General features: G+C 68.5%; 22 protein-coding genes and 1 tRNA gene. 10 read left to right on the top strand and 13 right to left on the bottom strand.

From position 1 onward, the window contains the following. Positions 1-129 precede the first annotated feature (129 nt). Positions 130-2,520 carry a membrane-bound PQQ-dependent dehydrogenase, glucose/quinate/shikimate family gene (locus ACP7CK_RS15335; RefSeq protein ID WP_426026569.1) on the bottom strand — a complete coding sequence of 797 codons (2,391 nt, stop codon included), beginning with the start codon at positions 2,518-2,520 and terminating at the stop codon, positions 130-132. A 264-nt stretch (positions 2,521-2,784) separates the two neighbouring features. Between ACP7CK_RS15335 and ACP7CK_RS15330 the strand changes: the two genes are divergently transcribed. The 5 genes from ACP7CK_RS15330 to ACP7CK_RS15310 all read left to right on the top strand — a co-directional run bounded on the left by ACP7CK_RS15330 (position 2,785) and on the right by ACP7CK_RS15310 (position 10,934). Continuing rightward, positions 2,785-4,212, top strand: coding sequence for an NAD(P)-dependent oxidoreductase (locus tag ACP7CK_RS15330; protein WP_426026568.1), 1,428 nt, complete (start codon positions 2,785-2,787; stop codon positions 4,210-4,212). Then, a complete protein-coding gene (gltB, locus tag ACP7CK_RS15325; RefSeq protein WP_426026567.1) occupies positions 4,209-8,720 on the top strand; it encodes a glutamate synthase large subunit in 4,512 nt (1,503 codons plus the stop codon). The genes ACP7CK_RS15330 and gltB overlap by 4 nt, the downstream gene beginning before the upstream one ends. A 47-nt stretch (positions 8,721-8,767) precedes the next feature. After that, positions 8,768-10,084, top strand: a complete 1,317-nt coding sequence (locus ACP7CK_RS15320) for an ammonium transporter (protein ID WP_426026566.1) — start codon at positions 8,768-8,770, stop codon at positions 10,082-10,084. Between the two features lie 113 nt (positions 10,085-10,197). Then, positions 10,198-10,620 carry an Hsp20 family protein gene (locus tag ACP7CK_RS15315; protein WP_008260227.1) on the top strand — a complete coding sequence of 141 codons (423 nt, stop codon included), beginning with the start codon at positions 10,198-10,200 and terminating at the stop codon, positions 10,618-10,620. 62 nt (positions 10,621-10,682) lie between these two features. Then, positions 10,683-10,934 carry a DUF1150 family protein gene (locus tag ACP7CK_RS15310; protein WP_008260703.1) on the top strand — a complete coding sequence of 84 codons (252 nt, stop codon included), beginning with the start codon at positions 10,683-10,685 and terminating at the stop codon, positions 10,932-10,934. A 44-nt stretch (positions 10,935-10,978) separates the two neighbouring features. Here ACP7CK_RS15310 and ptsN read toward each other — a convergent pair whose 3' ends face one another. The 8 genes from ptsN to ACP7CK_RS15270 all read right to left on the bottom strand — a co-directional run bounded on the left by ptsN (position 10,979) and on the right by ACP7CK_RS15270 (position 17,409). Further along, positions 10,979-11,446, bottom strand: coding sequence for a PTS IIA-like nitrogen regulatory protein PtsN (gene ptsN, locus ACP7CK_RS15305; protein ID WP_008262263.1), 468 nt, complete (start codon positions 11,444-11,446; stop codon positions 10,979-10,981). Positions 11,447-11,530: 84 nt separating this feature from the next. Continuing rightward, positions 11,531-12,169, bottom strand: coding sequence for a ribosome hibernation-promoting factor, HPF/YfiA family (gene hpf / locus ACP7CK_RS15300; protein ID WP_008260210.1), 639 nt, complete (start codon positions 12,167-12,169; stop codon positions 11,531-11,533). Positions 12,170-12,231: 62 nt separating this feature from the next. Next, positions 12,232-13,734, bottom strand: a complete 1,503-nt coding sequence (rpoN, locus tag ACP7CK_RS15295) for an RNA polymerase factor sigma-54 (protein ID WP_426026565.1) — start codon at positions 13,732-13,734, stop codon at positions 12,232-12,234. A 750-nt stretch (positions 13,735-14,484) separates the two neighbouring features. Continuing rightward, complete coding sequence (lptB, locus tag ACP7CK_RS15290) at positions 14,485-15,279, bottom strand: LPS export ABC transporter ATP-binding protein (protein WP_008262903.1); 795 nt, start codon at positions 15,277-15,279, stop codon at positions 14,485-14,487. Between the two features lie 39 nt (positions 15,280-15,318). Further along, positions 15,319-15,837 (bottom strand): LptA/OstA family protein, encoded by a 519-nt coding sequence (locus ACP7CK_RS15285; RefSeq protein ID WP_052005177.1) that lies wholly within the window; start codon positions 15,835-15,837, stop codon positions 15,319-15,321. After that, complete coding sequence (lptC, locus tag ACP7CK_RS15280; RefSeq protein WP_426026564.1) at positions 15,834-16,502, bottom strand: LPS export ABC transporter periplasmic protein LptC; 669 nt, start codon at positions 16,500-16,502, stop codon at positions 15,834-15,836. Before lptC ends, ACP7CK_RS15285 begins: the two co-directional genes overlap by 4 nt. A 7-nt stretch (positions 16,503-16,509) precedes the next feature. Beyond that, the gene (locus ACP7CK_RS15275) at positions 16,510-17,124 is read right to left on the bottom strand and encodes a ribonuclease D (protein WP_426026563.1); all 615 of its coding nucleotides are present in this window, start codon (positions 17,122-17,124) and stop codon (positions 16,510-16,512) included. Positions 17,125-17,322: 198 nt separating this feature from the next. Then, positions 17,323-17,409 (bottom strand) — tRNA-Leu (locus ACP7CK_RS15270). Between the two features lie 213 nt (positions 17,410-17,622). Between ACP7CK_RS15270 and ACP7CK_RS15265 the strand changes: the two genes are divergently transcribed. After that, positions 17,623-18,534 carry a WecB/TagA/CpsF family glycosyltransferase gene (locus ACP7CK_RS15265; protein WP_426026562.1) on the top strand — a complete coding sequence of 304 codons (912 nt, stop codon included), beginning with the start codon at positions 17,623-17,625 and terminating at the stop codon, positions 18,532-18,534. Positions 18,535-18,559: 25 nt separating this feature from the next. On the opposite strand, the gene fliE is transcribed toward ACP7CK_RS15265, so the two are convergent. Genes fliE through flgB form a run of 3 tightly spaced genes read right to left on the bottom strand, consistent with a single transcriptional unit; the run spans position 18,560 to position 19,716 of the window. Next, positions 18,560-18,862, bottom strand: coding sequence for a flagellar hook-basal body complex protein FliE (gene fliE, locus ACP7CK_RS15260; protein WP_008262620.1), 303 nt, complete (start codon positions 18,860-18,862; stop codon positions 18,560-18,562). A gap of 10 nt (positions 18,863-18,872) precedes the next feature. Further along, positions 18,873-19,259 (bottom strand): flagellar basal body rod protein FlgC, encoded by a 387-nt coding sequence (gene flgC, locus ACP7CK_RS15255; protein WP_008261179.1) that lies wholly within the window; start codon positions 19,257-19,259, stop codon positions 18,873-18,875. A 49-nt stretch (positions 19,260-19,308) separates the two neighbouring features. Beyond that, positions 19,309-19,716 carry a flagellar basal body rod protein FlgB gene (gene flgB, locus ACP7CK_RS15250; protein ID WP_426026561.1) on the bottom strand — a complete coding sequence of 136 codons (408 nt, stop codon included), beginning with the start codon at positions 19,714-19,716 and terminating at the stop codon, positions 19,309-19,311. A gap of 141 nt (positions 19,717-19,857) precedes the next feature. On the opposite strand from flgB, the gene ACP7CK_RS15245 reads away from it, so the two are divergent. The 3 genes from ACP7CK_RS15245 (at position 19,858) to ACP7CK_RS15235 (ending at position 21,514) form a co-directional block, all read left to right on the top strand. Next, complete coding sequence (locus ACP7CK_RS15245; RefSeq protein ID WP_008260176.1) at positions 19,858-20,133, top strand: flagellar biosynthetic protein FliO; 276 nt, start codon at positions 19,858-19,860, stop codon at positions 20,131-20,133. Positions 20,134-20,330: 197 nt separating this feature from the next. Next, on the top strand, positions 20,331-21,122 hold the full coding sequence (gene fliP / locus ACP7CK_RS15240; RefSeq protein WP_035310672.1) for a flagellar type III secretion system pore protein FliP: 792 nt from the start codon (positions 20,331-20,333) through the stop codon (positions 21,120-21,122). Positions 21,123-21,235: 113 nt separating this feature from the next. Beyond that, positions 21,236-21,514, top strand: coding sequence for an HU family DNA-binding protein (locus tag ACP7CK_RS15235; protein ID WP_008263548.1), 279 nt, complete (start codon positions 21,236-21,238; stop codon positions 21,512-21,514). A gap of 36 nt (positions 21,515-21,550) precedes the next feature. Here ACP7CK_RS15235 and ACP7CK_RS15230 read toward each other — a convergent pair whose 3' ends face one another. After that, complete coding sequence (locus ACP7CK_RS15230) at positions 21,551-24,409, bottom strand: tetratricopeptide repeat protein (protein WP_426026560.1); 2,859 nt, start codon at positions 24,407-24,409, stop codon at positions 21,551-21,553. Between the two features lie 118 nt (positions 24,410-24,527). On the opposite strand from ACP7CK_RS15230, the gene ACP7CK_RS15225 reads away from it, so the two are divergent. After that, complete coding sequence (locus ACP7CK_RS15225; RefSeq protein ID WP_008260146.1) at positions 24,528-24,914, top strand: DUF983 domain-containing protein; 387 nt, start codon at positions 24,528-24,530, stop codon at positions 24,912-24,914. Positions 24,915-24,930 lie beyond the last annotated feature (16 nt).

Genomic DNA, 24,930 nt, shown 5'->3' with positions numbered 1-24,930 from the left:
CGCAGGCGAAGCCGGGTGGGGCGGCCCAGCAAAGCATCCCTGAACGAAAAGAGGCGGCTCGTTTCCGAGCCGCCCCCACCCGGTCGCTGGCGCGACCCCCCTCCCCCGCCGGGGGAGGGAGAAAACGCCTCAACCGCGTTGCGGCAGGGCATAGGCGATGACGTAGTCGCCCCGCGGCGTCTCCATAAAGTGGTGGCCGCCCGCCATGATGACGAGATACTGGCGGCCGTTCTGCTCATAGATCATCGGATTGGCCTGACCGCCGGCCGGCAGGACGTCGGACCAGACCGTCTCGCCCGTCTCGATGTCGATGGCGCGGATCAGGTCGTCGGTGGCGGCGGCGATGAAGATCAGTCCGCCGGCCGTGACGACCGAACCCCCGTTGTTCGGCGTGCCGATCTCCAGCGGCAGGTGCGAGGGAATGCCCCACGGCCCGTTCTTGCGCGCCGTGCCGAACGGACGATCCCACAGGGTCTGGCCCGAGCGCAGGTCGATGGCGGTGATGCCGCCGTAGGGAGGCTCCTTGCACAGCAGGCCCGTCCACTTCACGCGCCAGCCGGCGTTGACGTCGATCGCGTAGGGCACGCCGATCTGCGGATCGCCGGCGCCCTCGCCCTTGGACAGGCTGCCGCCGCGCACGGTCGCTTCCTCCTGCTGGGCGATGTAGCGGGGGTCGTCGCGCGGGAACCAGCCCTTCTCGTTGGCCTCTTCACGCGGCACCAGGCGGTTGTAGTTCGGCATGTCGTTGTAGTTGGCGATGATCACGCCCCGCACCGGATCGACCGCCACGCCGCCCCAGTCCGAACCGCCGTTGTAGCCCGGATAGTTGATGTAGTGATTGGTCGAGGGCGGGGTGTAGTAGCCCTGGTAGTTCGCCTTCTTGAAGTTGATCCGGCACATCATCTGGTCGATGGGGGACATGCCCCACATGTCGCGCTCTTCGAGGTTCGGCTTGCGCAGGGTGGCGAACAGCGAGAACGGCTGGGTCGGGGCGCGCTGGCCCTGTTCGGTTCCGCCCGTGGTCGGGACCGGGCGTTCCTCCATCCCGTGCAGCATCTGGCCGGTGGCGCGGTTGAACACATACATGTCGCCCTGTTTGGTGGGCAGCAGCAGGGCCGGCACGACGCCGCCCGCCGTGGGATAGTCGATCAGGGTCGCCTGCGAGCCCAGGTCGAAGTCCCAGACATCCTTGTGAACCGTCTGGAAATGCCAACGCGGCTTGCCCGTCGTCACATCGAGCGCGACCAGGGCGGTGGAGTATTCATTCTCCTGCGGGCGACGCGAGCTGGACCAGTAGTCGGCCGCCGAATTGCCCATGGGCAGATAGACCAGACCCAGGGCCTCATCCCCCGTAGCCGTGGTCCACATATTGGGCGTGCCCGGCGTATAGGTCTCGCCCTCGGGCGGCAGACCGGTGCGGTCGGGGCGCATCATGTCCCAGGCGAAGCGGAGTTCGCCGGTCTCGACGTCAAAGCCCTGGATCACGCCTGAGGCGTTCCATCGCTTCTGGCCGTCCAGCACCTGATGCCCGGTCACGATCACGCCCCGCACGATGACGGGGGGCGAGGTGATCGACACCATGCCGGGATAGGGGTCGCCCATGCCGCGCTTGATGTCCACGGCGCCGTTCTGACCGAAGGCTTGGCAAGGCCGGCCGGTCTGGGCGTCGACGGCGATGATGCGGCCGTCCAGGGTGCCTTCGATGATCTTGGTGGCGCAGGGCTGGGCCGGTTGGGCGTCGGCGCGGACATGATAGGTCACGCCGCGGCAGGCGGCCGTATAGGGGATGTTCTCGTCCGCGACCTGGGGATCATAGGCCCATTTCTGCTGGCCGGTTGCGGCGTCCAGCGCGAACAGCTTGTTGCGCGCGGAACAGAGATAGACGGTGTTCCCGATCTTCAGCGGTGTGGTCTCGGCGCCCCAACGCTCCTCCGGCAGATCGCCGGTGCGGAAGGTCCAGGCGCGTTCCAGCCGGCCGACATTGTCCTTGTTGATCTGGGTCAGCGGGGAATAACGCTGGGCGCTGTCGGTGCCGCCCCAGGCGGGCCAGTCGGCGCCGGTTTTCAGCAGGGCCGGATCATTATAGGCGCCGCGCGGTCCCGGCAGCCGGTTCTCGACGCCGGCCTGGTTGGCCTGGGCGACGACAAACCCGAACACCACGGTCAGAACCGCCAGCCCCAGGGCGCCGCCCCCGGCCAGACGCCCGCCGCCGTGCGGCTTCAGCACCGGCAGGGTCGCCAGAACCAGGACCATCAAGACCAGAGGCCCCACCAGCCGGGGCACCAGGGCCCAGCCGTCCAGACCCGTCTCCCACAAGGCCCACACGAGGGTGAAGAGGAAGGCCGCGCCATAGACCCACGCGCCCCTGACGTCCCGCAACACCAGCAGGGCGCCGGCGACGATCAGCATCAGGCCCACGACCAGATAGTACCAGGAACCGCCCAGGCTCAGGAGCTGAACGCCGCCGACGGCGAGGATCCCGCCGATCAGAAAAATCAAAACACCCAGGAGGAGGGTCAACCACCCACCCCATCCGCTCGGCGTGGTCCATCGCGGCATGGCGGTTCCCTTGAGAAATTAGAATGGAAAGCCAACGACCGCGAGCCGGGGAGGTTCCGGCAAAGATTGGAGACGCCTGAAACCTGTTTCCCCAACCCTACCGATAGCGCAATTTGCTGTCGCGAATTTCGACATATCAGGATGTATATTGCAACTTGAGCAGCCGCGAACGGGTCTCAGCAATAATATTTGCCTAGGCCGGACCATTCGCGGCATAAGCGCGTCATGCACAAGACCCTGAAGCAAGGCGGGACTTTCGTCGTCGAACCACGCCGCCTCTCGAAGGCCACAGCCGAACTGCGCGCACGCGGGTTCGGCGAGATCACGATTCCGCCCTCGACCGAGACGGCCGAGAAACAGGCGTCGCGCTGCACCGACTGCGGCGTGCCGTTCTGCCAGAACGCCTGTCCGCTTCAGAACAATATTCCCGACTGGCTGCGCCTGTCGGCCGAGAACGAGCCGCGCGAGGCCTGGCGCGTCGCGTCCCTGACCTCGACCATGCCCGAGATCTGCGGCCGCATCTGTCCGCAGGACCGGCTGTGCGAGGGCGCCTGCACCCTGAACCAGTCCGGCTGGGACGCCGTCACCATCGGCTCGGTCGAGGCCTGGCTGGGCGACCAGGCCTTCGCCAACGGCTGGGTCGAACCGATCCGCCCGGCGGCCGAACGCGGCGAGAGCGTCGGCATCGTCGGCGCGGGTCCGGCCGGCATGGCCGCCGCCGACCGTCTGCGCAGCGAGGGCTATCAGGTCACGGTCTATGACCGTCACGACCGGGCCGGCGGCCTGCTGATCTACGGCATCCCCGGCTTCAAGCTGGAGAAGCACGTGGTCCAGCGCCGCGTGGACCGTCTGACCGACGGCGGCGTCCAGTTCGTCCTGGGCTGCGAGATCGGCAAGGACGTGACCCTGGCCGAACTGCGCGAGCGTCATGACGTGGTCCTGCTGGCCATGGGCGTCTATCAGCCGCGCATCCTGTCGGCGCCCGGCCGGGGTCCGGATTCGACCGTCGCGGCCCTGTCCTATCTGACGCACCAGAACCGGCGCGACCTGGGCGACGCCGAGGAAGACGGTTGGCACGAGGCGCGCGGCAAGCGGGTGGTGGTGATCGGCGGCGGCGACACGGCCATGGACTGCGTCCGCACCGCCGTTCGCCAGGGCGCGGCGTCCGTCACCTGCCTGTATCGGCGCGATCGCGAGAACATGCCCGGCTCGGCCCGCGAAGTGGTCAACGCCGAGGAGGAAGGCGTGGTCTTCGAATGGCTGGGCGCGCCCAAGGCCCTGCTGTCCCAGGGCGACCGCGTCACCGGCGTGCGCGCCGCGCGGATGCAGCTGACCGAGGCGGCCCCCGGACAGCGTCGCGATATCGTGCCCGTCCCCGGCGCCGACTTCGACATTCCGGCCGACATCGTCATCGAGGCCCTGGGCTTCTCGCCCGAGCCGTTCGCGGCGCATGAGCCAAATCTGCGCCTGCGCGACGACGGCACGATCAAGGTCGGCTCCGTCAGTTTCGCCACCAGCCTGCCCGGCGTCTTCGCCGCCGGCGACGCGGTGCGCGGCGCCTCACTGGTCGTCTGGGCCGTGCGCGAGGGCCAGGACGCCGCCGCCGAAATCGACCGTTACCTGAAGACCCGCACCGAGGAGGTCGCGGCATGACCGATTGGCTGAACAAGTACGAAGAAACCCGCGAACGCCTGGAAGCCGGCCACGCCTATGACCGCGCCTCCGAGCGCGACGCCTGCGGCGTGGGCCTGGTCTGCTCCATCGACGGCAGCCCGCGTCGCGACGTGGTGGAATATGCGATCCGCAGCCTGAAGGCCGTGGCTCACCGCGGCGCGGTCGATCCCGACGGCCTGTCGGGCGACGGGGCCGGCATCATGGCGGAACTGCCCCAGGGCTTCTTCGCCGAACAGGTGGCCTCCATCGGCCAGTCCCTGCGTCCCGGCCCGATCTGCGTCGGCCAGGTCTTCCTGCCGCGCACCGACCTGGGCGCCCAGGACCGCGCCCGCGCCATCGTCGAGACCGAGGCCCTGCGCGCCGGCTTCTGGATCTACGGCTGGCGTCAGACGCCCATCGACCTGTCGGTGGTCGGGACCAAGGCCGGGGCGACCCGGCCCGAGATCGAACAGATCATGCTGGCCCCGCCCCTGGACGACGCCGGTCAGCCGCTGGACGGCGAGGCGCTGGAGCGCGAGCTGTATCTGTGCCGTCGCCGCATCGAGAAGACGGTCAAGACCGAGAACCTGGCCGCCGTCTACATCTGCACCCTGTCCGCGCGCTCCATCGCCTACAAGGGGATGGTGCGCGCCGAACTGCTGGGGAACCTGTACCCCGACCTGGAGGATCCGCGCTTCGTCTCGGCCTACGCCGTCTTCCACCAGCGCTATTCGACCAACACCTTCCCCGAATGGAAGCTGGCCCAGCCCTTCCGGATGATGGCCCACAACGGCGAGATCAACACGCTGAAGGGCAATCTGAACTGGATGAAGTCGCACGAGATCCGCATGGCCGCCCAGGCCTTCGGCGACCGCGACCGCGAGGTGAAGCCGGTGGTCCAGCCGGGCGGATCGGACTCGGCCGCCCTGGACAATGTGATGGAGGTGCTGGTCCACGCCGGGCGCCCCGCGCCGATGGCCAAGGCCCTGCTGATCCCCGAAGCCTGGGCCAAGGACGATGTGGTCATGCCGCCCGAACACCGGGCCTTCTACGCTTACTGCAACGCGGTCATGGAGCCGTGGGACGGCCCGGCCGCCATCTGCGCCGCCGACGGCCGCTGGATCGTGGCGGGCAAGGACCGCAACGGCCTGCGCCCCCTGCGCGCCGTCGAGACCGTCGACGGCCTGCTGATGGCCGGGTCGGAAGCCGGCCTGGTGCCGATCCCCGAGAGCCGGGTGAAGCGCCGCCTGCACATCGGCCCCGGCAAGCTGATCGCCGTCGATATGAAGCACGGCCGTCTGTACGACGAGCACGAGGCCATCGACGCCCTGGCCGCCGCCCACCCCTATACAGAGTGGCTGGACAATATGGTCGATCTGGAGCCGATCATCGGCCCCGGACCCGAACCGCGCTCGACCTCGGGCGAGGACCTGACGCGCCGTCAGATCGCCGCCGGCTTCAGCCGCGAGGATCTGGACCTGTTGCTGGACGCCCTGGTGCGCGACGGCAAGGAGGCGGTCGGCTCGATGGGCGACGACGCCCCGCCGGCGGTGCTGTCGGCCCTGCCCCGCCCGCTGAGCCACTATTTCCGCCAGAACTTCAGCCAGGTGACCAATCCGCCCATCGACCCGCTGCGTGAAGCCGGGGCCATGAGCCTGAAGACCCGGTTCAAGAACCTGGGCAATATCCTGGCCCAGGAAGCGGCCCAGACCGACGTCTTCGTGCTGGACAGCCCGGTGCTGACCAACGGCATGTATGAGCGGATGGTCGAGACGGTCGGGGCGGGTTCGACCGTGGTCATCGACTGCAGCTATGACACCCCGTCCGAGGACGCGCGGCCCGGCGCCGGCCTGCGCGCGGCACTGGACCGGATCATGGACGAGGCCGAGGCCGCCGCCCGCGACGGCGCGGCCCTGATCGTGCTGACGGATCAGCAGGGGTCGGCGGGGCGTCTGGCCGCGCCGATGATCCTGGCCACGGCCGGGGTTCACGGCCGCCTGACCCAGGCGGGTCTGCGCTCCTATTGCTCCATCGTGGTCCGCACGGCCGAGACCCTGGACCCGCACGGGTTCGCGGTCCTGGTCGGGGTCGGCGCCACCACCGTCAACGCCTGGCTGGCCCAGGACCTGTTCCAGGAGCGTCTGGACCGGGGCCTGTATCCCGGCCTGACGCTGCGCGACGCCTGCCTGAACTACAAGAAGGGCATCGAGGCGGGCCTGCTGAAGACCCTGGCGCGCAAGGGGATCAGCGTCATCTCCGCCTATCGCGGCGGCTGCGAGTTCGAGGTGCTGGGCCTGTCGCGCGCCCTGACGGCCGAGTTCTTCCCCGGCGCCCCGTCGCGCATCTCCGGCATCGGCCTGGCCGGTCTGGAACAGGCGGCGATGAAGCGGCACACGGTCGCCTGGGGCGAGGCCCGGCCCTCGCCCGCCATCGGCGGCTTCTTCAAGATCCGCTCGGGCGGCGAGGCCCACGCCCACGAGGCCAAGACCATCCACCTGCTGCAGGACGCCTGCAACCGCGGCGACTATCGCCGGTTCAAGCAGTTCTCGGAGGCCGTCAGAAACCAGCCGGACCTGTCATTGCGCGATCTGCTGGACTTCCGCGAGGGCGTCGCCATTCCGGTGGACCAGGTCGAGAGCGTGTCGGACATCCGCCGCCGCTTCCTGACCCAGGCCATGTCCCTGGGCGCACTGGGCCCCGAGGCGCACGAGACGCTGAACATCGCCATGAACCGCATCGGCGCCCGCTCGGTCTCGGGCGAGGGCGGCGAGGATCCGGAACGCTATCACCCGCGCGCCAACGGCGACGACGCCAACTCGGCCGTCAAACAGGTGGCCTCGGGCCGGTTCGGCGTCACGGCCGAATATCTGAACCAGTGCCGCGAGATCGAGATCAAGGTGGCCCAGGGCGCCAAGCCCGGCGAGGGCGGGCAACTGCCCGGCTTCAAGGTGACCGAGTTCATCGCCCGGATGCGACATGCCGTGCCCGGCACCACCCTGATCAGCCCGCCGCCGCACCACGACATCTATTCGATCGAGGACCTGGCCCAGCTGATCTATGATCTGAAGGCCATCAATCCCGACGCCAAGGTGACGGTGAAACTGGTGTCCGCCTCGGGCATCGGGGCCATCGCGTCCGGGGTGGCCAAGGCCAACGCCGACGCCATCCTGATCGCCGGCCACAACGGCGGCACCGGCGCCTCGCCCCAGACCTCGATCAAGCATGCCGGCCTGCCGTGGGAGATCGGCCTGGCCGAGGCCCATCAGGTGCTGACGCTGAACAATCTGCGCGGCACGGTGACGCTGCGGACCGACGGCGGGGTCCGCACCGGCCGCGACGTCGTCATCGCCGCCATGCTGGGCGCCGAGGAGTATGGGATCGGCACCGCCGCCCTGATCGCCATGGGCTGTCTGATGGTGCGCCAGTGCCATTCGAACACCTGCCCCGTCGGCGTCTGTTCCCAGGACGAGCGGCTGCGCGAGAAGTTCACCGGCACCCCGGACAAGGTGGTCAACCTGTTCACCTTCATCGCCGAGGAGACGCGTGAGATCCTGGCGTCGATCGGCGCGCGGACGATGGACGAGATCATCGGCCGCACCGACCTGCTGCGTCAGGTCCGGCGCGGCGGCTCGCACCTGGACGACCTGGACCTGAACCCCCTGCTGGTCCAGGTGGACGAGGGCGCGGCCGGCAAATGGGCGGACAAGGGGCGCAAGCCCATCGCCGACAGCCTGGACGCGCGGGTGCTGAAGGATGCGGTCCGCTTCCTGGATCGCGGCCAGACGCTGGAACTGTCCTATCCGCTGAACAACACCCAGAGGACGGTCGGCGCCGCCGTGTCGTCCGCCATCGTGCGGCGATTTGGGGCGCAAGGGCCGGCCGGGCGGCTGAAGCTGCGTCTGGAAGGCATCGCCGGCCAGAGCTTCGGCGCCTTCGCCGCCAAGGGGCTGGAACTGCATCTGACCGGCGAGGCCAACGACTATGTCGGCAAGGGCCTGTCGGGCGCCGAAATCTCGATCCGCACGCCGGAATGGCGCGAGGACCAGCTGATCTGCGGCAACACCACCCTGTACGGCGCGACCTCGGGCCGGCTGTTCGTCGCCGGAGCGGCGGGCGAGCGGTTCGCGGTGCGCAACTCGGGCGCCGAGGCCGTGGTCGAGGGCCTGGGCGCGCATGGCTGCGAGTATATGACCGGCGGCCGGGTGGTCGTGCTGGGCGGGGTCGGATGGAACCTGGCGGCGGGCATGAGCGGCGGCGAACTGTTCGTGCTGGATCAGCCGGGCTTCGCCGAACGGGCCCTGAACGGCGACCTGGCGGGCGTGGCCGACATCGACGAAGCGGCGGCCGAACGGCTGCGCGGACTGGTCGAGGCCCATCTGGCCGCGACCGGTTCGCCGCTGGCCCGCCGACTGCTGGGCGACTGGGACAACACGCTTGACCGTTTCGTGCGCATCCTGCCGCTTACGGACATTGTCAGAACGGAGGAACGGCTTAAGACTTCGGCCTGAGACCCTGGCCTGAGCCGTTCCTTCCTCTCCTTCCCGAGACGCATGAAATGACCCGACACGCCGCCCTGTCCGCCATCGCTGTTGCCGGGGCGGCGTCGCTCGCCTCTCCGGCCCTGGCGGCGGCCCCCGCCCTGCTGGCCCATCAGGCGCCCCTGGTCATCGACAATGCGGCGACGGCCTGGATCCTGACGTCCACCGCCCTGGTGCTTCTGATGACCCTGCCGGGTCTGGCGCTGTTCTACGGCGGCATGGTGCGCAAGAAGAACATCATCAGCGTCATCGCCCAGTCGGCGGCGGCCTTCGCCATCGTCTCGGTGCTGTGGTTCCTGGTCGGCTACAGCCTGTCGTTCGGCAAGGGGCCGGATGCGGTGAACGGTCTGATCGGCGGGGTCCAGGCGGCCTTCCTGAACGGGGTGACGATGGAGACGGCGCACAGCCTGCTGCCCGGCCTGCCGGAACTGCTGTTCGTCAGCTTCCAGATGACCTTCGCCATCATCACCCCGGCCCTGATCGCCGGCGCCTTCGCCGAGCGGATGAAATTCTCGGCCAGCCTGCTGTTCTTCGCCCTGTGGCACCTGATCGTCTATGCGCCGATCTGTCACCAGGTCTGGGGCGGCGGCTATCTGGGGAGCCTGGGCGTGCTCGACTTCGCGGGCGGGGCGGTGGTCCACGTCAATGCGGGCGTCGCCGGCCTGGTCTGCGCCCTTGTGCTGGGGCCGCGTCACGGCTTCGGTCGCGACAATATGGCCCCCGCCAATCTGGTCTACAGCGCCATCGGCACCGGCCTGCTGCTGGTCGGCTGGATCGGCTTCAACGCCGGGTCGGCCGGCGCGGCCGATGCCCTGGCCGCCACCGCCGCCTTCAACACCATCCTGGCCGCCGGGGCTGCGGCCCTGGGCTGGATGGCGGTGGAATGGTTCGACCGCAAGCGCCCGACCCTGCTGGGCCTGTTATCGGGCGTCGTCGGCGGCCTGGTGGCCATCACCCCGGCGGCCGGCTTCGTCGATCCCAAGGGCGCCTTCTTCATCGGCCTGATCGCGGGCCCTGCCTGCTACGCGGGCGCCGTCTGGCTGAAGCACGCGCTGAAGTACGACGACAGTCTGGACGCCTTCGGCGTGCACGGGATCGGCGGCATCGTCGGCGCCCTGCTGACCGGGGTCTTCGCCACCACCAGCATCAACGCCCTGTCCGAGGGCGCGACGGTGTGGAAACAGGCGCTGGGCCTGGGCGGCGCCATCGTCTGGAGCGCGGTCGGCACCTTCGTGGTCCTGATGATCTGCAAATTCACCACGGGCCTGCGCGTCACCAGGGACGAAGAGGTCGAGGGGCTGGACTATACCCAGCATGGCGAAGCCATCCACTGAGGTCATGGACGGGGGCGGTTGATCCCGTCCCCGTCCGCCCCCATCTTCATCTGTGACCGGGAGCCTTGCCGATTGCGGGAGGCCTGCGGTCGGTCGCTTTTCCGAGGACCCAGATGACGACGACCCGCACCATCCTGTTCGACAGCCCGTTCCTGCTGGGCTTCGACCACACCCGCGCCCTGATCGACCGCGCCGCCAAGGCGGCGGCCGAGAGCTATCCGCCCTATAACGTCGAACAGATCGGCGAGGCGGGGGTCCGCATCAGCCTGGCTGTGGCCGGGTTCGCGCCTGACGAACTGGCCATCACCCTGGAAGGGCGGCAGCTGACCATCGCCGGCAAGCGCGACGACGCGGGCAAGAGCGAACAGGCCTTCCTGCATCGCGGCATCGCGGCGCGAGGCTTTGTACGCAGCTTCGTCCTGGCCGACGGGCTGGAGATCGAGGGCGCGCGGCTGGAACACGGCCTGCTGCATGTCGATCTGATCCGGCCCGAGGCCGAGCGCCAGGTGCGGCGCATTCCCATCACGGCCGGCTGAAAAGCGCAGCCGTTCGAACCGCCCGGCGATCCGGGCGTTGTCAAAGCGAAGGAGGCGGTCCTATGACGCCGATGATGATGACCAAGGAAGATTTCGCCGGACTGGGCGCCCCCGATCTCGTCTATGTGCGCGAGGTGAAGGCGTCCGACCTGCTGGAAGAGGCGGTCGAGATGAAGGACATCGCCTTCGACCCGAATCAGTCCCTCTACGCCGTTCACAGCGCGGACGGGGAACGGCTGGCCGTCATGCTGGACCGCGACACCGCCTTCGCCGCCGCTGTGGCGCACGAGCTGGAGCCGGTCTCGGTTCACTGAACAAGGGAAAGGGCGGCCGGGCGCCGCCCTTGACCGCCGGCCTCTCAGGCGGCCGTGGCGGGCGCCTGGTCCTTGACGAACAGGGCCTTGATCGCATCGACCGTCCGGGCCTGACGCAGCTGCTCACGCAGTTCCGGCGACCGCAGGGCGCGCGAGACCGCCGCCAGGGCGCGCAGATGTTCGGCGCCGTCCTTGGGCGGGGCGAACAGGGCCAGCAGCAGATCGACCGGACGATCATCGACCGCTTCATAGGCCACAGGCGTATCCAGGCGCACGAAGACGGCCGTGACCCGGTCGATCTCCTTCAGACGGGCGTGCGGCACGGCCACGCCGGAGCCCAGGCCGGTGGAGCCCAGGGCTTCGCGTTCCAGCAGGGCCTCGAAGATACGGCCCTGGTCCACGCCCAGAGCCTGGGCCGCAGCCTCGGCCACGGCATGAAGCGCCTGACGTTTCGACGAGGCGCCGCCACGCAGCACCACGCCGTTCGGCGCGAGCAGATCTGCGATATCCATGGGTAGCCCAACTCTAGATAAGCGACTGGCGGCCGCGGGCGCCCCTTTAGAGGCTCCCGCGGCAAAGTCAAACTAAGCCGTAGTCTAATGCCCGTTCGACTTCTTCGTGCGCTCGGGGTCGATCCAGCCGACATTGCCGTCTGGGCGGCGATAGACGACGGACAGGCCGCCGTGCGCCGCATTGCGGAACAGCACCACCGGATAGCCGGTCATATCCAGTTCCAGGACCGCGCGACCGACCGTGATGGAGCGGATCTCGTGCTCGGTCTCGGCGATGACCATGCCCACGGGCGGCGGGCCGTCGTTTTCGCCGGTGTCGCCGAAGACGTCGTCCTCGACGCTGTCGGGATCCCGCAGCACGATGCTGCGAGCGACTTCGCGGGCGGCGTTTTCGGTTTTTTCAGGCGACAGGCCCTTGGGCCCGATGTGGTGATCCTTGAGCCGGCGCTTGTAGCGACGGACCCGCTTTTCGAGACGATCCAGCGCCTCGGTGAAGGCGGAATGGGCGTCGCCGCCCATGCCCGTCGTCACCAGGGTCTGGCCCGACGCGAGGCGGACCCAACAGTCCACCTTGAAGTTGTGGCCGTCCTTGGACACCACGACCTCGGCGTCTTCACCGCCGCGGGCGAAGTATTTTCCGACCCCGTCTTCGAGTTCCTGGGAGATGCGCGAGCCTAACGCTTCGCCGACATCCACTTGCTTGCCGCTGACTTGGACTTGCATACGAATAGAACGCTCCCGCCCGCATTTGGTGTCAATCGGGATCACCGATTTGTGGTCACGCTTCAGCCGGTCTTAAGCATCCTGCGGCGCTCGACGGAGGACGGAATCCTCAAGGCTTCCCGATACTTGGCGACCGTTCTACGGGCTATATCTATGCCCGCCTCCTTAAGGATTTCGACGATCCGATCATCGGACAAAACGTCGCCCCCCACCCCTTCCCCATCGATCATGGTTTTTATCCGATGGCGGACCGCCTCGGCCGAATGAGTCGATGCGCCGTCCACCGATTGGATGGCGGCGGTGAAGAAGAATTTCAGCTCGAACACCCCGCGCGGGGTCGAGACATATTTGTTGGAGGTGACGCGGCTGACCGTCGATTCGTGCATGCCGATGGCGTCGGCGACCGTCTTCAGATTCAGCGGGCGAAGGAATTCGACGCCGAAGGCCAGGAAGGCGTCCTGCTGGCGCACGATCTCGGACGAGACCTTCAGAATGGTCTTGGCGCGCTGGTCCAGCGACTTGACCAGCCAGCTGGCCTGGGCGGCGCATTCGGCGACGAAGGTCTTTTCGGTCTCGGACCGGGCGCCGGCCTGAACCAGGCCGTGATAGCGTTTGTCGATCAACAGACGCGGCAGGGTGTCGGCGTTCAGCTCGACCCGCCAGCCCCCGGCGGGATCGGGCCGGACATGGACGTCGGGCACCACGGTCTGGGCCGGTTCGCCGCCGAATCCGGCGCCGGGGCGGGGCGTCAGGGCCTTCAGCTCGGCGATCATCTCGGCCAGATCCTCGCCGTCGACGCCGCAGATCTTCTTCAGGCCCGCCAGGTCGCGCCGGGCCAGCAGGTCCAGATGGTCGAGCAGGGCGCCCATGGCCGGGTCGAACCGATTGCGCTCGATCAGCTGCAGCTTCAGGCATTCGGGCACCGAACGGGCCATGACGCCGGTCGGCTCGAACCCCTGGCAGACGGCGACGACGGCCTCGATCCGGTCCAGGCTGACGCCGAGGCGATCGGCGAACTCGGCCATTTCGCCGCGCAGATAGCCGCCCTCGTCGGTGGCGTCGATCAGGGTCAGGGCGATGGCGTGGTCGGCGGCCGAGAGGCCGGCCGAGGAGGCCTGGGCCTGCAGATGCTCCCACAGGGTGAGTTCATGGGCGTCGGGGCGTTCGCCGTCGCCTTCGAAGACCTGGCCGCCCTTGCCGGCGCTGGACCAGTCGGACAGGCCCGGCTGGGCCTCGTCCGTCATGCGGTCGCTGGTGCGTTCGCCGGGCGCGGCGTCGCCGTAGACGTCGTCGGACCCGGCGTCCATCGAGGCCACGGAATCCTGGCCGACCCCGTCGCCGAAGGACATTTCACCGTCCGGGGCGGCGTCGGAAACCGAAACCGGGGCCTCGGGGCCGTCGCCCTCGGGCTCGTCGCGTTGCAGCAGGGGATTGCGCTCCAGCTCGGCCTCGACGAACTCCTCGAGCTCGAGGTTCGACAGTTGCAGCAGCTTGATCGCCTGCTGCAGCTGGGGCGTGATGACCAGCCCCTGTCCCTGTCTGATCTCTAGACGTTGCCCGATCACGTTCGAAAAATCCTGCCGGCGCGCCAACTGGCCCGGAACTTGCTGTCAGCATGGATCGAGAGTGGTTAACGCCCGACAAACAGCGGTTCGCGTGTCGCCCGAACGCGGGCGTCGGAACACGGATGTGCAGAAGCCCCCTCGCGCTTTCGCTGCGAAGTTCGGAGGGCTGGGCGGGGCGCCGGGCCTTCGCCCGGGGTTGGTTTAGTGTTTACCGTTTCGACGAAGGTTTGACGCCCCGCGCGAATGGTTGGCCTGCAAGCTCGGGGCGCCGAGCGGTGGCGGTCTTATCGCCTAACCCCATAAGCCTGCGACGGGTCGGCAGGGTCTGCGCAACCCCGTCCCGAGTGCGGCCGAGTATCCCCCTCGACCCTGCGACACGGCTTCAGACGCCGGGGCGATCCCCGACCGATAAGCTGCGCCGCCGCGGAGGGATTTCACCCCCGCTCCCGTTCCATCCGCTCCCGCCGCCGCAAGGTCGCAGGCCTTACGAGCCCTCCAAGCGACGAGACCGTGCGTGATTATAGGGGACGGGGAAACCCTGGCGGGGAAGTCGGGGCGAGAAACTGACAAGCCCTTGGAATCATTACGGCAGGACCAGCGTCATTGTGACAGTTGGCCGTTCGGGCCCCCTCCGTCTCGCCGGCTTCGCCGGCGATCCACCTCCCCCAAGGGGGGAGGATTTCGGTGTTCGCATTCCTCCCCCCTTGGGGGAGGTGTCGCGGCGCAGAGCGCCGTGACGGAGGGGGCGCGTCAGGCGTAGTTTTCGCCCAGATAGACCCGGCGGACCTCGGCGTCGTTGACGGCCTCTTCAGCCGTGCCTTCGAACAGGACCGACCCGCCCGAGATGATCGAGACCCGGTCGGTGATGTCCAGGGTCTCACGGACATTGTGGTCGGTGATCAGCACACCGATGCCCTGGTCGGCCAGATAGCGGATGACCGAGCGGATGTCGGCGATGGCCAGGGGGTCGATGCCGGCGAAGGGTTCGTCCAGCAGGATGAAGGACGGCCGGCCCGCAAGCGCGCGGGCGATCTCGACCCGGCGACGCTCGCCGCCCGACAGGCCGGTGGCCGGGGCGTGACGCAGATGGTCGATGTGAAGCTCGTTCAGCAGGCGGTCGGTCTCGGCCTGAAGCTGATCGCGCGGATAGTTGAGCTCGACCACCGCCATGATGTTCTGCTCGACCGTCATGCCGCGGAAGATCGAGGCCTCCTGGGCCAGGTAACCCAGGCCCATGCGGCTGCGCTGGTACATGGGCTGGCTGGTGATGTCCTCGCCGTCCAGCCAGATCGTGCCGGAATCGGGCGGGATCAGGCCGGTGATCATGTAGAAACAGGTGGTCTTGCCGGCGCCGTTGGGGCCGAGCAGGCCCGCGACCTCGCCGCGCTGAACCGTCAGGGAGACGTCGCTCACCACCTGGCGCTGGCCGAAGGCGCGGGCGATGTTGCGCACCCGCAGGCCTTTTTCAGCAGCCGAGACCGCCGGTTCCGGCGTCGCCGCCGGCCGGTCGGACAGGTTCAGGGCGGAGAGTTCCTTGCGCGCCAAATCCTCAGATCCCGTTCTTACGTCCTGGGCCGGGCGGCCTCAGTTGGTTCCGTTGGGATAGAAGACGCCCTGGATGCGGCTGCCGGCGGTCCCGCCACGCGGGGCGCCCGACATATTGGCCGCGTCGGTGTTGACGTTATAGACCAGCCGCCCGCCCGTCAGGACGTTCTTGCCCTGGTTCAGGATGACGTTGCCGGTCACGACCAGTTCGCCGTTCGACAGCGTATAGACGGCGCGGTCGCCGCGCATCGACTGGGTCGGGGTGACGAAATAGACCGTGCCCGTCGCCTCGACCCGTTCCGGATCACCCGCGGCGTTGCGGAACAGGGTGATGGCCTCGGCCCGCAGGCGGTTCTGACCCTGGGTCACTTCGGCCCGGCCGCGCAGGCTGATGCGTTCGGCGGACTGTTCGCCCGTGTCGGCGCCGAAGGCGATGGGCTGGTTCGAGCTGGTGCGCGCGCTCTGGGCGTCGCCCACGGCCGGCAGGGCCAGCAGGGTCAGGGCCGCCAGCGCCGCAACCGTCCGGGCGTAATGGGTTTTCGCTGTCATCGCCGTCATTCGCCTGATCCCGAGGGATTGATGGTCCCGCTTATCTTGGTGTCGCCAGAGCCCTTGAACACCACGCGCTCGCCCTGATCATAGATCGCATAGGACGAAGCGTTGATGGTTCCAATAGGGCCGGCCCCCTGAACGCCCCGTGAACCCGTGATGATTCCGGTCGAGGTGTCGACCACCGCCTCGGGCGTGGTCAGGACGAAGCCGGAGCCGCCGTCCGAAATCCGCACGTTCGGACCGATGGTCACGGTCTTGGCCTGTTCGTTGTAGGTGCCGCCGTCGGCGGTCATTTCGGTGACCTTGCGGCCGCCCAGGTTCAGCTTCAGCGCTGGGCCGACCAGGCGGAAATGGCCGGTGGCCGGGTCGCGGACGGCGCCCTGGGCGCCGACGGTGAAGGCGCGGCCTTGCGCGTCCTGGCCGTGGAACAGGGGCTTGTCCAGGCGGACTTCCTGACCCTGGCTGGCCTTGCGCTCCACCCCCGACATGACGGTGCGGAACACGGTCCAGGTCAGGACGCCGCCCGCCAGCACCAGGATGATGATCGGCAGGACGCGGCGGTACAGTTTGACGCGCCGCGAACGCGCCCGCCAGCGCGCACCGGCCAGGACCACCCGGGCCTCGTCCGCGGCGTCCGCCTGGATCCGTGTCTGTTCGCCGGGGTCGGTCAAGCGCGCCTCAGCTATGGGCGAAGATGTCGATCTCGTCCCAGCCGGCGAGATCGAGCGCCGAACGGGTCGGCAGGAAGTCGAAGCAGCGGGCCGCCAGTTCGGTGCGGCCCTCGCGCGCCAGCATCATGTCCAGCTTGGCGCGGGCGGCGTGCAGATAGAGGACGTCCGAGGCGGCGTAGTCCAGCTGGGCCTGGGTCAGTTCGGCCGCGCCCCAGTCGGACGACTGCTGGGCCTTGGACAGGTCGACGCCGACTGTCTCGCGCACCACGTCCTTCAGGCCGTGGCGGTCGGTGTAGGTGCGGGCCAGTTTGGAGGCGATCTTGGTGCAATAGACCGGCCGGGTCTCGACCCCCAGGTGCAGCAGGAACATGCCGATGTCGAAACGGCCGAAGTGGAAGATCTTGGTCACCGCCGGATCGGTCAGCAGCCGCTTCAGGTTTGGGCAGTCATAGGCGGGGCGGTTCAGCTGCACGACGTGGGCGTTTCCGTCGCCGGCCGACAGCTGGACCACGCACAGGGGGTCGCGGCGGAAACGCAGGCCCATGGTCTCGGAATCGATGGCGACGTCCGGTCCCAGGTCCAGATCGTCGGGCAGGTCGCCCTCGTGCAGGTAAACGGTCATGGGCAGGTTCTTACACGGCTGGGGGACGGGACGAAACGGCTTACCGCGCGACGGACGGGCCTCAAGCAGGCGAGCGCCGCGCGCGAGGCGATAGGCCCCAAAACGAAGATGGCCTCAAGCAGCAGAGCGCCGCGCGCGATGCGATAGGCCGAAAAAGCAAACGGCGCCGTGTCCGAAAACACGACGCCGTCTATAATATGGTGCCCAGAAGAGGACTCGAACCTCCACGGCCGTTAAGCCACTGGCACCTGAAGCCAGCGCGTCTACCAATTCCGCCATCTGGGCCCCGTCGGCAGCGCCTTGCGGCGTTTCCATCGGGAAGGCGCGGACCTCTAAGGGAGGGTCCGGGCGGGGTCAACAGGGATTTTTCGTCGGAGGTCGGTTTTATTTCGCAAGCGAGGCGGGAGGCCGCGACGCGGGCGTCAATCGGACAGGGTTGCGGCCCGTTAAGCCTGTTCGCTTACCTCGCTTTGAGAGCCGGTCCCCTATCTGGAGGCGATGGCGGATCCGTCCCGAGTTCCCAAGGCGCACGAGCGGCGCACGACCCCTCGCGCGACCTATCGCAAGCGTCGGCGTCGGCGCGAGCGCGTCCACATGTTCGGCCAGCTGGTCGATCTGGTGAAGCCCGAGGAAGTGCTGCATCACGTCCAGGACGCCGTGGCCGAGGGCCGCAAGAGCGTGGTGGCCAACCACAATCTGCACAGCCTCTACCTGCTCCAGAAACATCCGGAGATGCGGGCCTTCTACGAGATGGCCGAGCTGATCGAGGTCGATTCGACGCCGATGATCTGGTTCTCCCGCGCCCTGGGGCTGCACAGCCGGGGCTTTCATCGCTGCACCTATCTGGACTGGCGCGACCATTTCTGGAGCGTCGCGAACCGCAAGGCCTGGCGGGTCATGGCGGTCGGCGGCGCGCCGGGCGTGGGCGAAGAAGCGGCGCGCCGGTTGGGCGCGCGCTATCCCAAGACCGAGATCCGCACCCGTCACGGCTTCTTCGACGCCCGGGCAGGTTCCGCCGACAACGCCGAAATCGTTGCGGAGATTCAGGCCTTTCAGCCGCATATCCTGTTCGTCGGCATGGGCATGCCCCGCCAGGAGCTGTGGACCCTGGCCGTGTTCGACGCCCTGCCCGACTGTGTCATCCTGTCGGTCGGCGCCGCCTTCGACTATGAGGCGGGCACCCAGAATCCCGCGCCGCGATGGATGGGGCGCGCCGGGATCGAATGGGCCTATCGGCTGTCGCAGAACCCCCGCCGTCTGTTCCACCGCTATTGCATCGAGCCCTGGACCCTGGCGCCCCTGGCGATCCGCGACCTGCGCGCGGCGCGGCGCCGCATGTCCGGCAAGACGGCCGCCCGGGGCGCGGATTTCGGCGCGCCGCCGACCCGCAATTTTCCGCACGGAACCTGAAGGACCTGGGCCGCGCTCCGGCGGATCAGATCGGCATGGCCATGATTTCCTTGTAGGCGGAAATCACCTGGTCGCGGACGGACATCACGGTTTCCAGCGACGCCTCGGCCGAGCTGAGGGCCGTGACCACGTCGATCAGATTGCCGTTGCCCTGGATCGACTGGGTCATCTGGGTCTCGGCCGCGCGCGACTGCTGGGTCATGTCGGTCATGGCGTTCTTGACCAGGTCGGCGAAGCCGTTGTCGCCGGAGGCGGGCGGCTGCGCCGCCGTGGGCATGGCGCTGCCCTGAACGGCGGCGTAGGCGCGGGCGGCCATCATCGGGTTCATGGCCTAGTCCTCAGCGTTTGATGATGTCGAGGGTGCGGCTGTCCATGGACCGCGCCGTCTCGATGACGTTCAGATTGGCTTCGTAGGCGCGCTGGGCTTCGCGCATGTCCATGGCTTCCACCAGGGTGTCGACATTGGGCCGCATCACATAGCCCTGGGCGTTGGCCGCCGGGTGCGAGGGGTCGTAGTCCATCTTGAACTCGCCCTGGTCGGGCCGGACCTCGGCCAGGGTCACGCCGGTCGCGCCGTCGACCTCGCGCGCCTGGAAGACCGGGATCTGGCGGCGATACGGCTCGCCGCCGGGGGTGCGGGCGGTGGACTGGGCGTTGGCGATGTTCTCGGCGATGACGCGCATGCGCGACTGCTGGGCCTTGAGAGCCGAGGCCGCCACGGCCATGGCGCTGTTCGAGGGGGGGATGGGATCAGGCATGGATCAGTCCTTCATCTCAGCCCGCGCCAGGCTTGCGCGCGGCCATGCGGAGCATGGACATGGATTTCTGGTAGAAGCCGATGGCGGCGTCATAGGCCATGCGGCTCTCGGCCATCTTCAGCATCTGCTCCTCGACCACCACCGAGTTGCCGTCCAGCGTGGTCTCGGAGTCCGGCGACTTGGTCGGATCGAACCGAGGCGCGCTGACGGCCGGGGCGATATGGGCGCGGTTGGTGCGGACCACCTGAAGCCCCCCGCCCGTACGCAGGGCGGCGGCGAAGTCGGTCGGCTGTTTCAGATCGCGGCCGACGAAGCCGGGCGTGTCGGCGTTGGCGACGTTTTCGGCAATGAGCTTCTGGCGCTCGTCCAGCCAGCCCAGCCGGCCCTTGATCTGCCCCAGCAGCGGTATGTCGGCGACGCCCATGGCGATCTCCCGTGCGACGCGGATGCGCGCGATGGGCAGAAAATGCCGCCTCCATGGTTAACAGGCCGTTATCTAAACCCATCGTTAACCGTGGTGGTTAAGACTTGAGGAACAGCGCCGACTGCGCGGGGCCTTAAGCGTATGAATTTCCTCGATCTCGCCCGCGCCGTCTTCGGCCTGGCCTTCACCCTGGGCCTGATCGGCCTGGCCGCCTATGCGGCGCGTCGCTATGCGCCGCAGCTGATGGCCAAGCTGAACGCCCAGCGCGGCGAACGGCGGATGCAGGTGGTCGAGACCCTGGTGCTGGACCCCGCGCGCCGGCTGGTCCTGGTGCGGATCGATGCGGAAGAACGACTGATCCTTCTGGGCGAAGGGCGCGAACTGATCGAGCCGCGCCAGCCGGAGATCTTCAAGTGAAGGGGTCAAGGGGCGAGCGCGAGCTTCTCCCTCCCCCTGCGGGGGAGGGAGGCGAAGGCCTAGCCGAAGCCGGGTGGGAAGGGCTGGCCCAAACACGCACCGGTCCTGTCTCAGTTCAGTGCGACGTCGCCTTGCCGCCCCCACCCCGTCGCTACGCGACGCCCCTCCCCCGCAGGGGGAGGGAGAAAGTCTTCACGATCCCCACGGGCGCCGAGCTGAAGCGCGCGGCCCTGCTGTCGCTGTTCACCACCCTGGTGTGCCTGGCCTGGCCTCTTGCGGCCTTCGCCCAGGACGCGGCGGCGGGCGGGTCGGCGATCAATATCGACCTGGGCAGCGGCGCGGGGCTGACGCAGCGGGTGGTGCAGCTGGTCGGGCTGATGACCGTGCTGTCGCTGGCGCCCTCCATCGTCATCATGACCACCAGCTTCGTGCGAATCGTCGTGGTCCTGTCGCTGTTGCGGACGGCGCTGGGGATGCAGCAGTCGCCGCCGAACGCCGTTCTGGTGTCCCTGGCCCTGTTCCTGAGCGCCATCGTCATGGCCCCGACCTGGCAGGACGCCTATGATTCGGGCATCCGTCCGCTGCTGGATCAGCAGATGGAATTGCCCCAGGCCTTCGATGCGGCGTCGGAACCTGTGAAAACCTTCATGCTGGCCCAGGTGGACCGCGGAGACCTGGCCCTGTTCACTCGTCTGAGCCGCGTGGAGGCCCCGGCCAACCTGCAGGAGCTGCCCCTGCGCGTGGTCACGCCGGCCTTCATGATCAGCGAGCTGAAGAAGGCGTTCGAAATCGGATTTCTCCTTTTCGTTCCGTTCCTTGTGATCGATCTGGTGGTCGCCAGCGTGCTGATGTCCATGGGTATGATGATGCTGCCTCCGGTGGTGGTGTCCCTGCCGTTCAAGTTGATCTTCTTCGTGCTGGTGGACGGCTGGAGACTGGTCGCCGGCAGCCTGGTCGAGAGCTTCCAGCGGGCGTCCGGAACCGGATAATCCCCGCCCCATAAGGCTTTGCGCCTTTTACCCGCTTGCAATGCCGGACGAAATCCGTGTTGATCCCCCAGTCCTCGCCCTGAATCGGGCGACTAACACTGGAAACGCTTCTTATGACCACTCAAGCCGAACTGATCGCCGCCGTCGCCAAGGACGCCGGTGTCTCGCAGGCCGACGCCGGCAAGGTGCTGACCGCCATCGTCGAAAACATCCACGCCAGCCTGAAGGCCGGCGGCGACGTGCGCATCTCGAACCTGGGCGTCTTCGACACCGCCGCCCGCGCCGAGCGTGAAGGCCGCAACCCCGCCACGGGCGCGACCATCAAGATCGCCGCCTCGAAGGCCGTCCGCTTCCGCGTCTCCAAGCCGCTGAAGGACGCCGTCAACGGCTAAGGTTTTTCCGGTCCCCTCGGGGACCGATCAACCGATTCAACGGGCGGGGGTCGCAGGGCGATTCCCGCCCGTTTCCTTTCGGAAGTCCTGTTTGGCGGCGTTGACCCAGCCAACGAAGGTGTCGGCGTTGGCCGACAGGGCGGCGAAGTCGTTCGCCCCGGCCAGACCCGCCAGATTGTCATCCAGGGCCACGCGGATCGCATTGGCAGACCGGGCCCGGGGGATGAAGGGCGAATACTGGCCGCGCAGACGATCCAGGGCGGCGGGGTTTCCACTCAGCGAATAGCCCACGCCGGCGCGAATCAGCCAGCTTTCCTCGGACGGGGTCAGGGGCGCCTCCGCCTGCTTGTAGCGGTCGCCCAGACGCGCTTCGTACAGGGGCGCGGCCTCGGCCCACTTCTGCTGTTTCCACAGGATGTCGCCGCGCACCTCGCGCGCCGGGGCGGACTGGTCGCGGTCCAGAACCTCCAGGGCGTGATCGTAGCGGCCCAGATCCATCAGGGCGCGGGCCTCCAGCGCCCGACGCTCGCTGTTGATGGCGTTGGGCAGCAGGGTGGTGCGCGAGCCCCAGATGGCCTGCAACGCCTTCTCCGGCTGACGGTCCATCAGATAGACGGTGGCCAGATCGGTGGCGACCTGGGCCTTGGCCACCCCGTCCAGCCGCTCGTCCACCTGGTGTTTCAGCAGTTCGGCGGCCTGGTCCAGCAGATCGACGTCGATCAGGCGGCGCGACAGACGGCGCACCATCTCGTCGCCGTCGGCGCCGATGGGGGTCAGTTCGCGGAAATCATAGAACAGGGCCAGGGCCTGAACCGGCTGCAAGCCGTCGGCCGCGCCTTCCAGGAACAGGGCGCGGAAGGCGTTGGACTGGTCGGCGTAGATCTCGGCGGCGCCGGGCACCCCGGACATCCGCTTGCCGGCGCCGCGCAGGGCGTCCAGGGCCTCGCGATAGCGGCCCTGCTGAAGATAGAGGTTGGCCAGTTTGCGGATGACGGCCAGTTCGGTGGCGTCGCCGCGCCAGCGCCACTTCAACTGCTCAAGCTGCTGGGCCGCCTGATCCGGCGTCAGGACGCCCTTGTCCAGCTCCAGACCGATGGCGCCCAGTTTGGCGGGGGTGGCGATGCCGTCCAGCGGCGCGCGGGCCACGGCCTTGTACACAGCCAGCGCCCGGTCCTTGTCGCCGGACAGTTCAAACAGCCGCGCCTGGACCACGCGCGCGGTCAGCTGATCGGCGGCCGAGGCGTTCTGGCTGAAGACATAGGCCAGCAGCTGGCGCGCGGCCGGCAGATCGTTGGTCTGGATGGCGGCCAGGGCGTGGGCGGCGCCGAAGCGGGCGCGCCATTCCTTGGGGAAGTCGTCGATGACCGAGGCCCCGGCGGCGAAGGCGCGGCGCGCCCCCTCCCAGTCGCCCTGTTCGGCGGCGATATAGCCCTGCCAGACCTTGGCGGCGGGATCGTTCGACAGGGCCGAGCCGGCGAAGTCGGCCTGGGCCTCCTCCAGACGGCCGACGCCGACGCGGGCGGCGCCGCGCAGGCCGCGCACCTCGGGCTCGCCCTGCATGTTGGGGGCCTTGGCGACCAGGGCGTTGATGACCCCGATCGCCTCATAGTTCAGGCCCGACCCGACCAGGAACCGGGCCAGGGCCATGCGCGCCGCGATGGGCGCGCGGGGATTGTCGGTTCCGGCGATGGTTTCCTGAGCCGCCGCGTCCTGAAGGCGGCGATAGCGTTGCGAGAAGCCGTCCTCGCCTGCGGTCGCCCATTCCTCCAGGATCAGGGCCGGATAGGCCGCCGGCTTCGGCGCGTCATCCTCATGGGCGGCGGCCTCCAGCGTCGCCGACGGCGGCGACAGGGTCAGGCCCTGCGGGCGGCTGAGGGTGACCAGATCGCCCGCCGCCTCGATCTTCAGATCGTCGGTCGTGGTCTCGACCGCCAGGCCCTGGGCGGTGGGGATCAGGCTGAGATCGACGGTGCTGCGCGTGCCCGAGAACCCCTTGCCGGGCGCCAGGGCGGTGACGGCGGCGAAACGGTCGCCGACCAGGGGATCCGTCAGCCAGACGGTCTTGGTCGCGCCCGCCATCCGCGCCACCAGGGTGGCCGAGCCGTCGTCCGAGCGGTCGATCTCGACGCCCGAGGCGCCGGCGGGCGGACCGCCGATGGTCACGGTCCAGGTTCCGCCCTGCCCTTCGGCCGCCACGGGCAGGCCGTCGGGAGCGGCGATGCGGACGGCGGTGTAGTCAGGGCCGGCGGCCCAGCGGGCGTCCTTGGCCGGACCCAGGGCCTTGGCGCCGGTCAGGTCCATCTTGGCGGCGGTGTCGAACACGACCCAGACGGCCTCGCCCCGCCGGAAGACGGCGGCGCCCACCGGCGCGCCCCACTGGAAGGTCAGGACCGTCTTGTCCGGCGTCGAGACGGCGCGGACGGGCACGACGGAATTGATGGCCGCCGCCCGTTCTTCCGACGTCGGCTCGGGCGCCTTGCCCGGCGCATAGAGGTTCAGCCAGACCGCGCCGTCAGCCGCGCCGGACCGGGCGTCGGCGCCCTCGGCCAGGGTGATGACCAGATCGGTCGTTCCGCCCCGCGCCAGCCGCGTCTCGACGGCCTTGACCCCCTCCGGCGGATCGACGCGCAGGCGCGAGACGTCAGGCGCGGCCGAGACGCCCAGGCGGACGATCACCTTGTCGCCCTCGCGCCGGACCTGGCTGCGCGCGCCGATGACGCCGCCGAATTCGACACGGGTGAATTCGCTGGATTGGCCGATGCTGATCGACAGCGGATCGCGCGACCGGCCGGCTTCCTGGGCCAGCGGCGCCAGTGGCGCGAACACGACCGCGCCGGCCGCGGCGGCGGCCACGGTCGACTTCAGGATACGCTTGCTGTGCGGGGTCCCGGACATATCCGTCGAGCCTTGCCCCACAAGCTCTTTAATCACGGTTAACCGACATTGACCGGGATTCTACGGATAGGACGGTTCGTCCGGCGACAGGCGGCGCGATCCGGCCCATGATGGGGCCATGACCGATTACCCGCGCCTGAGCACCTTGAAGACCGGCCTGGCCTGTCGCTGTCCCCGCTGCGGCGAGGGGGCGCTGTTCAAGGGCTATCTGACCCTGCGCGAATCCTGCCCGAAATGCGGGCTGAACTATGGGTTCGCCGATCCGGCCGACGGCCCCGCCTTCTTCGTCATGACGGCGGTTGGCCTGGTCGGGATGATCCTGCTGATGGTCTTCGACTTCAGCGTGAAGCCGCCCATCTGGGTGCACGCGGTTGTGACCCTGCCGATCCTGGTGATCATGTGCCTGGGCTGCCTGCGGCCGTTCAAGGCCTGGCTGGTGGCGGAGCAGTTCATCCACAAGGCCGCCCCGCCGGAGTTCTCCAGCAACGGCAAGCACGGGGATTGAGGGCGGGGGCGCAGCC

The organism is Brevundimonas sp. TSRC1-1 (genome assembly GCF_049898245.1).
Lineage (GTDB): Bacteria > Pseudomonadota > Alphaproteobacteria > Caulobacterales > Caulobacteraceae > Brevundimonas > Brevundimonas mediterranea_A.
Note: the sequence above shows the minus strand (reverse complement) of the source record. Positions and strands in the feature narration are given on the sequence as shown.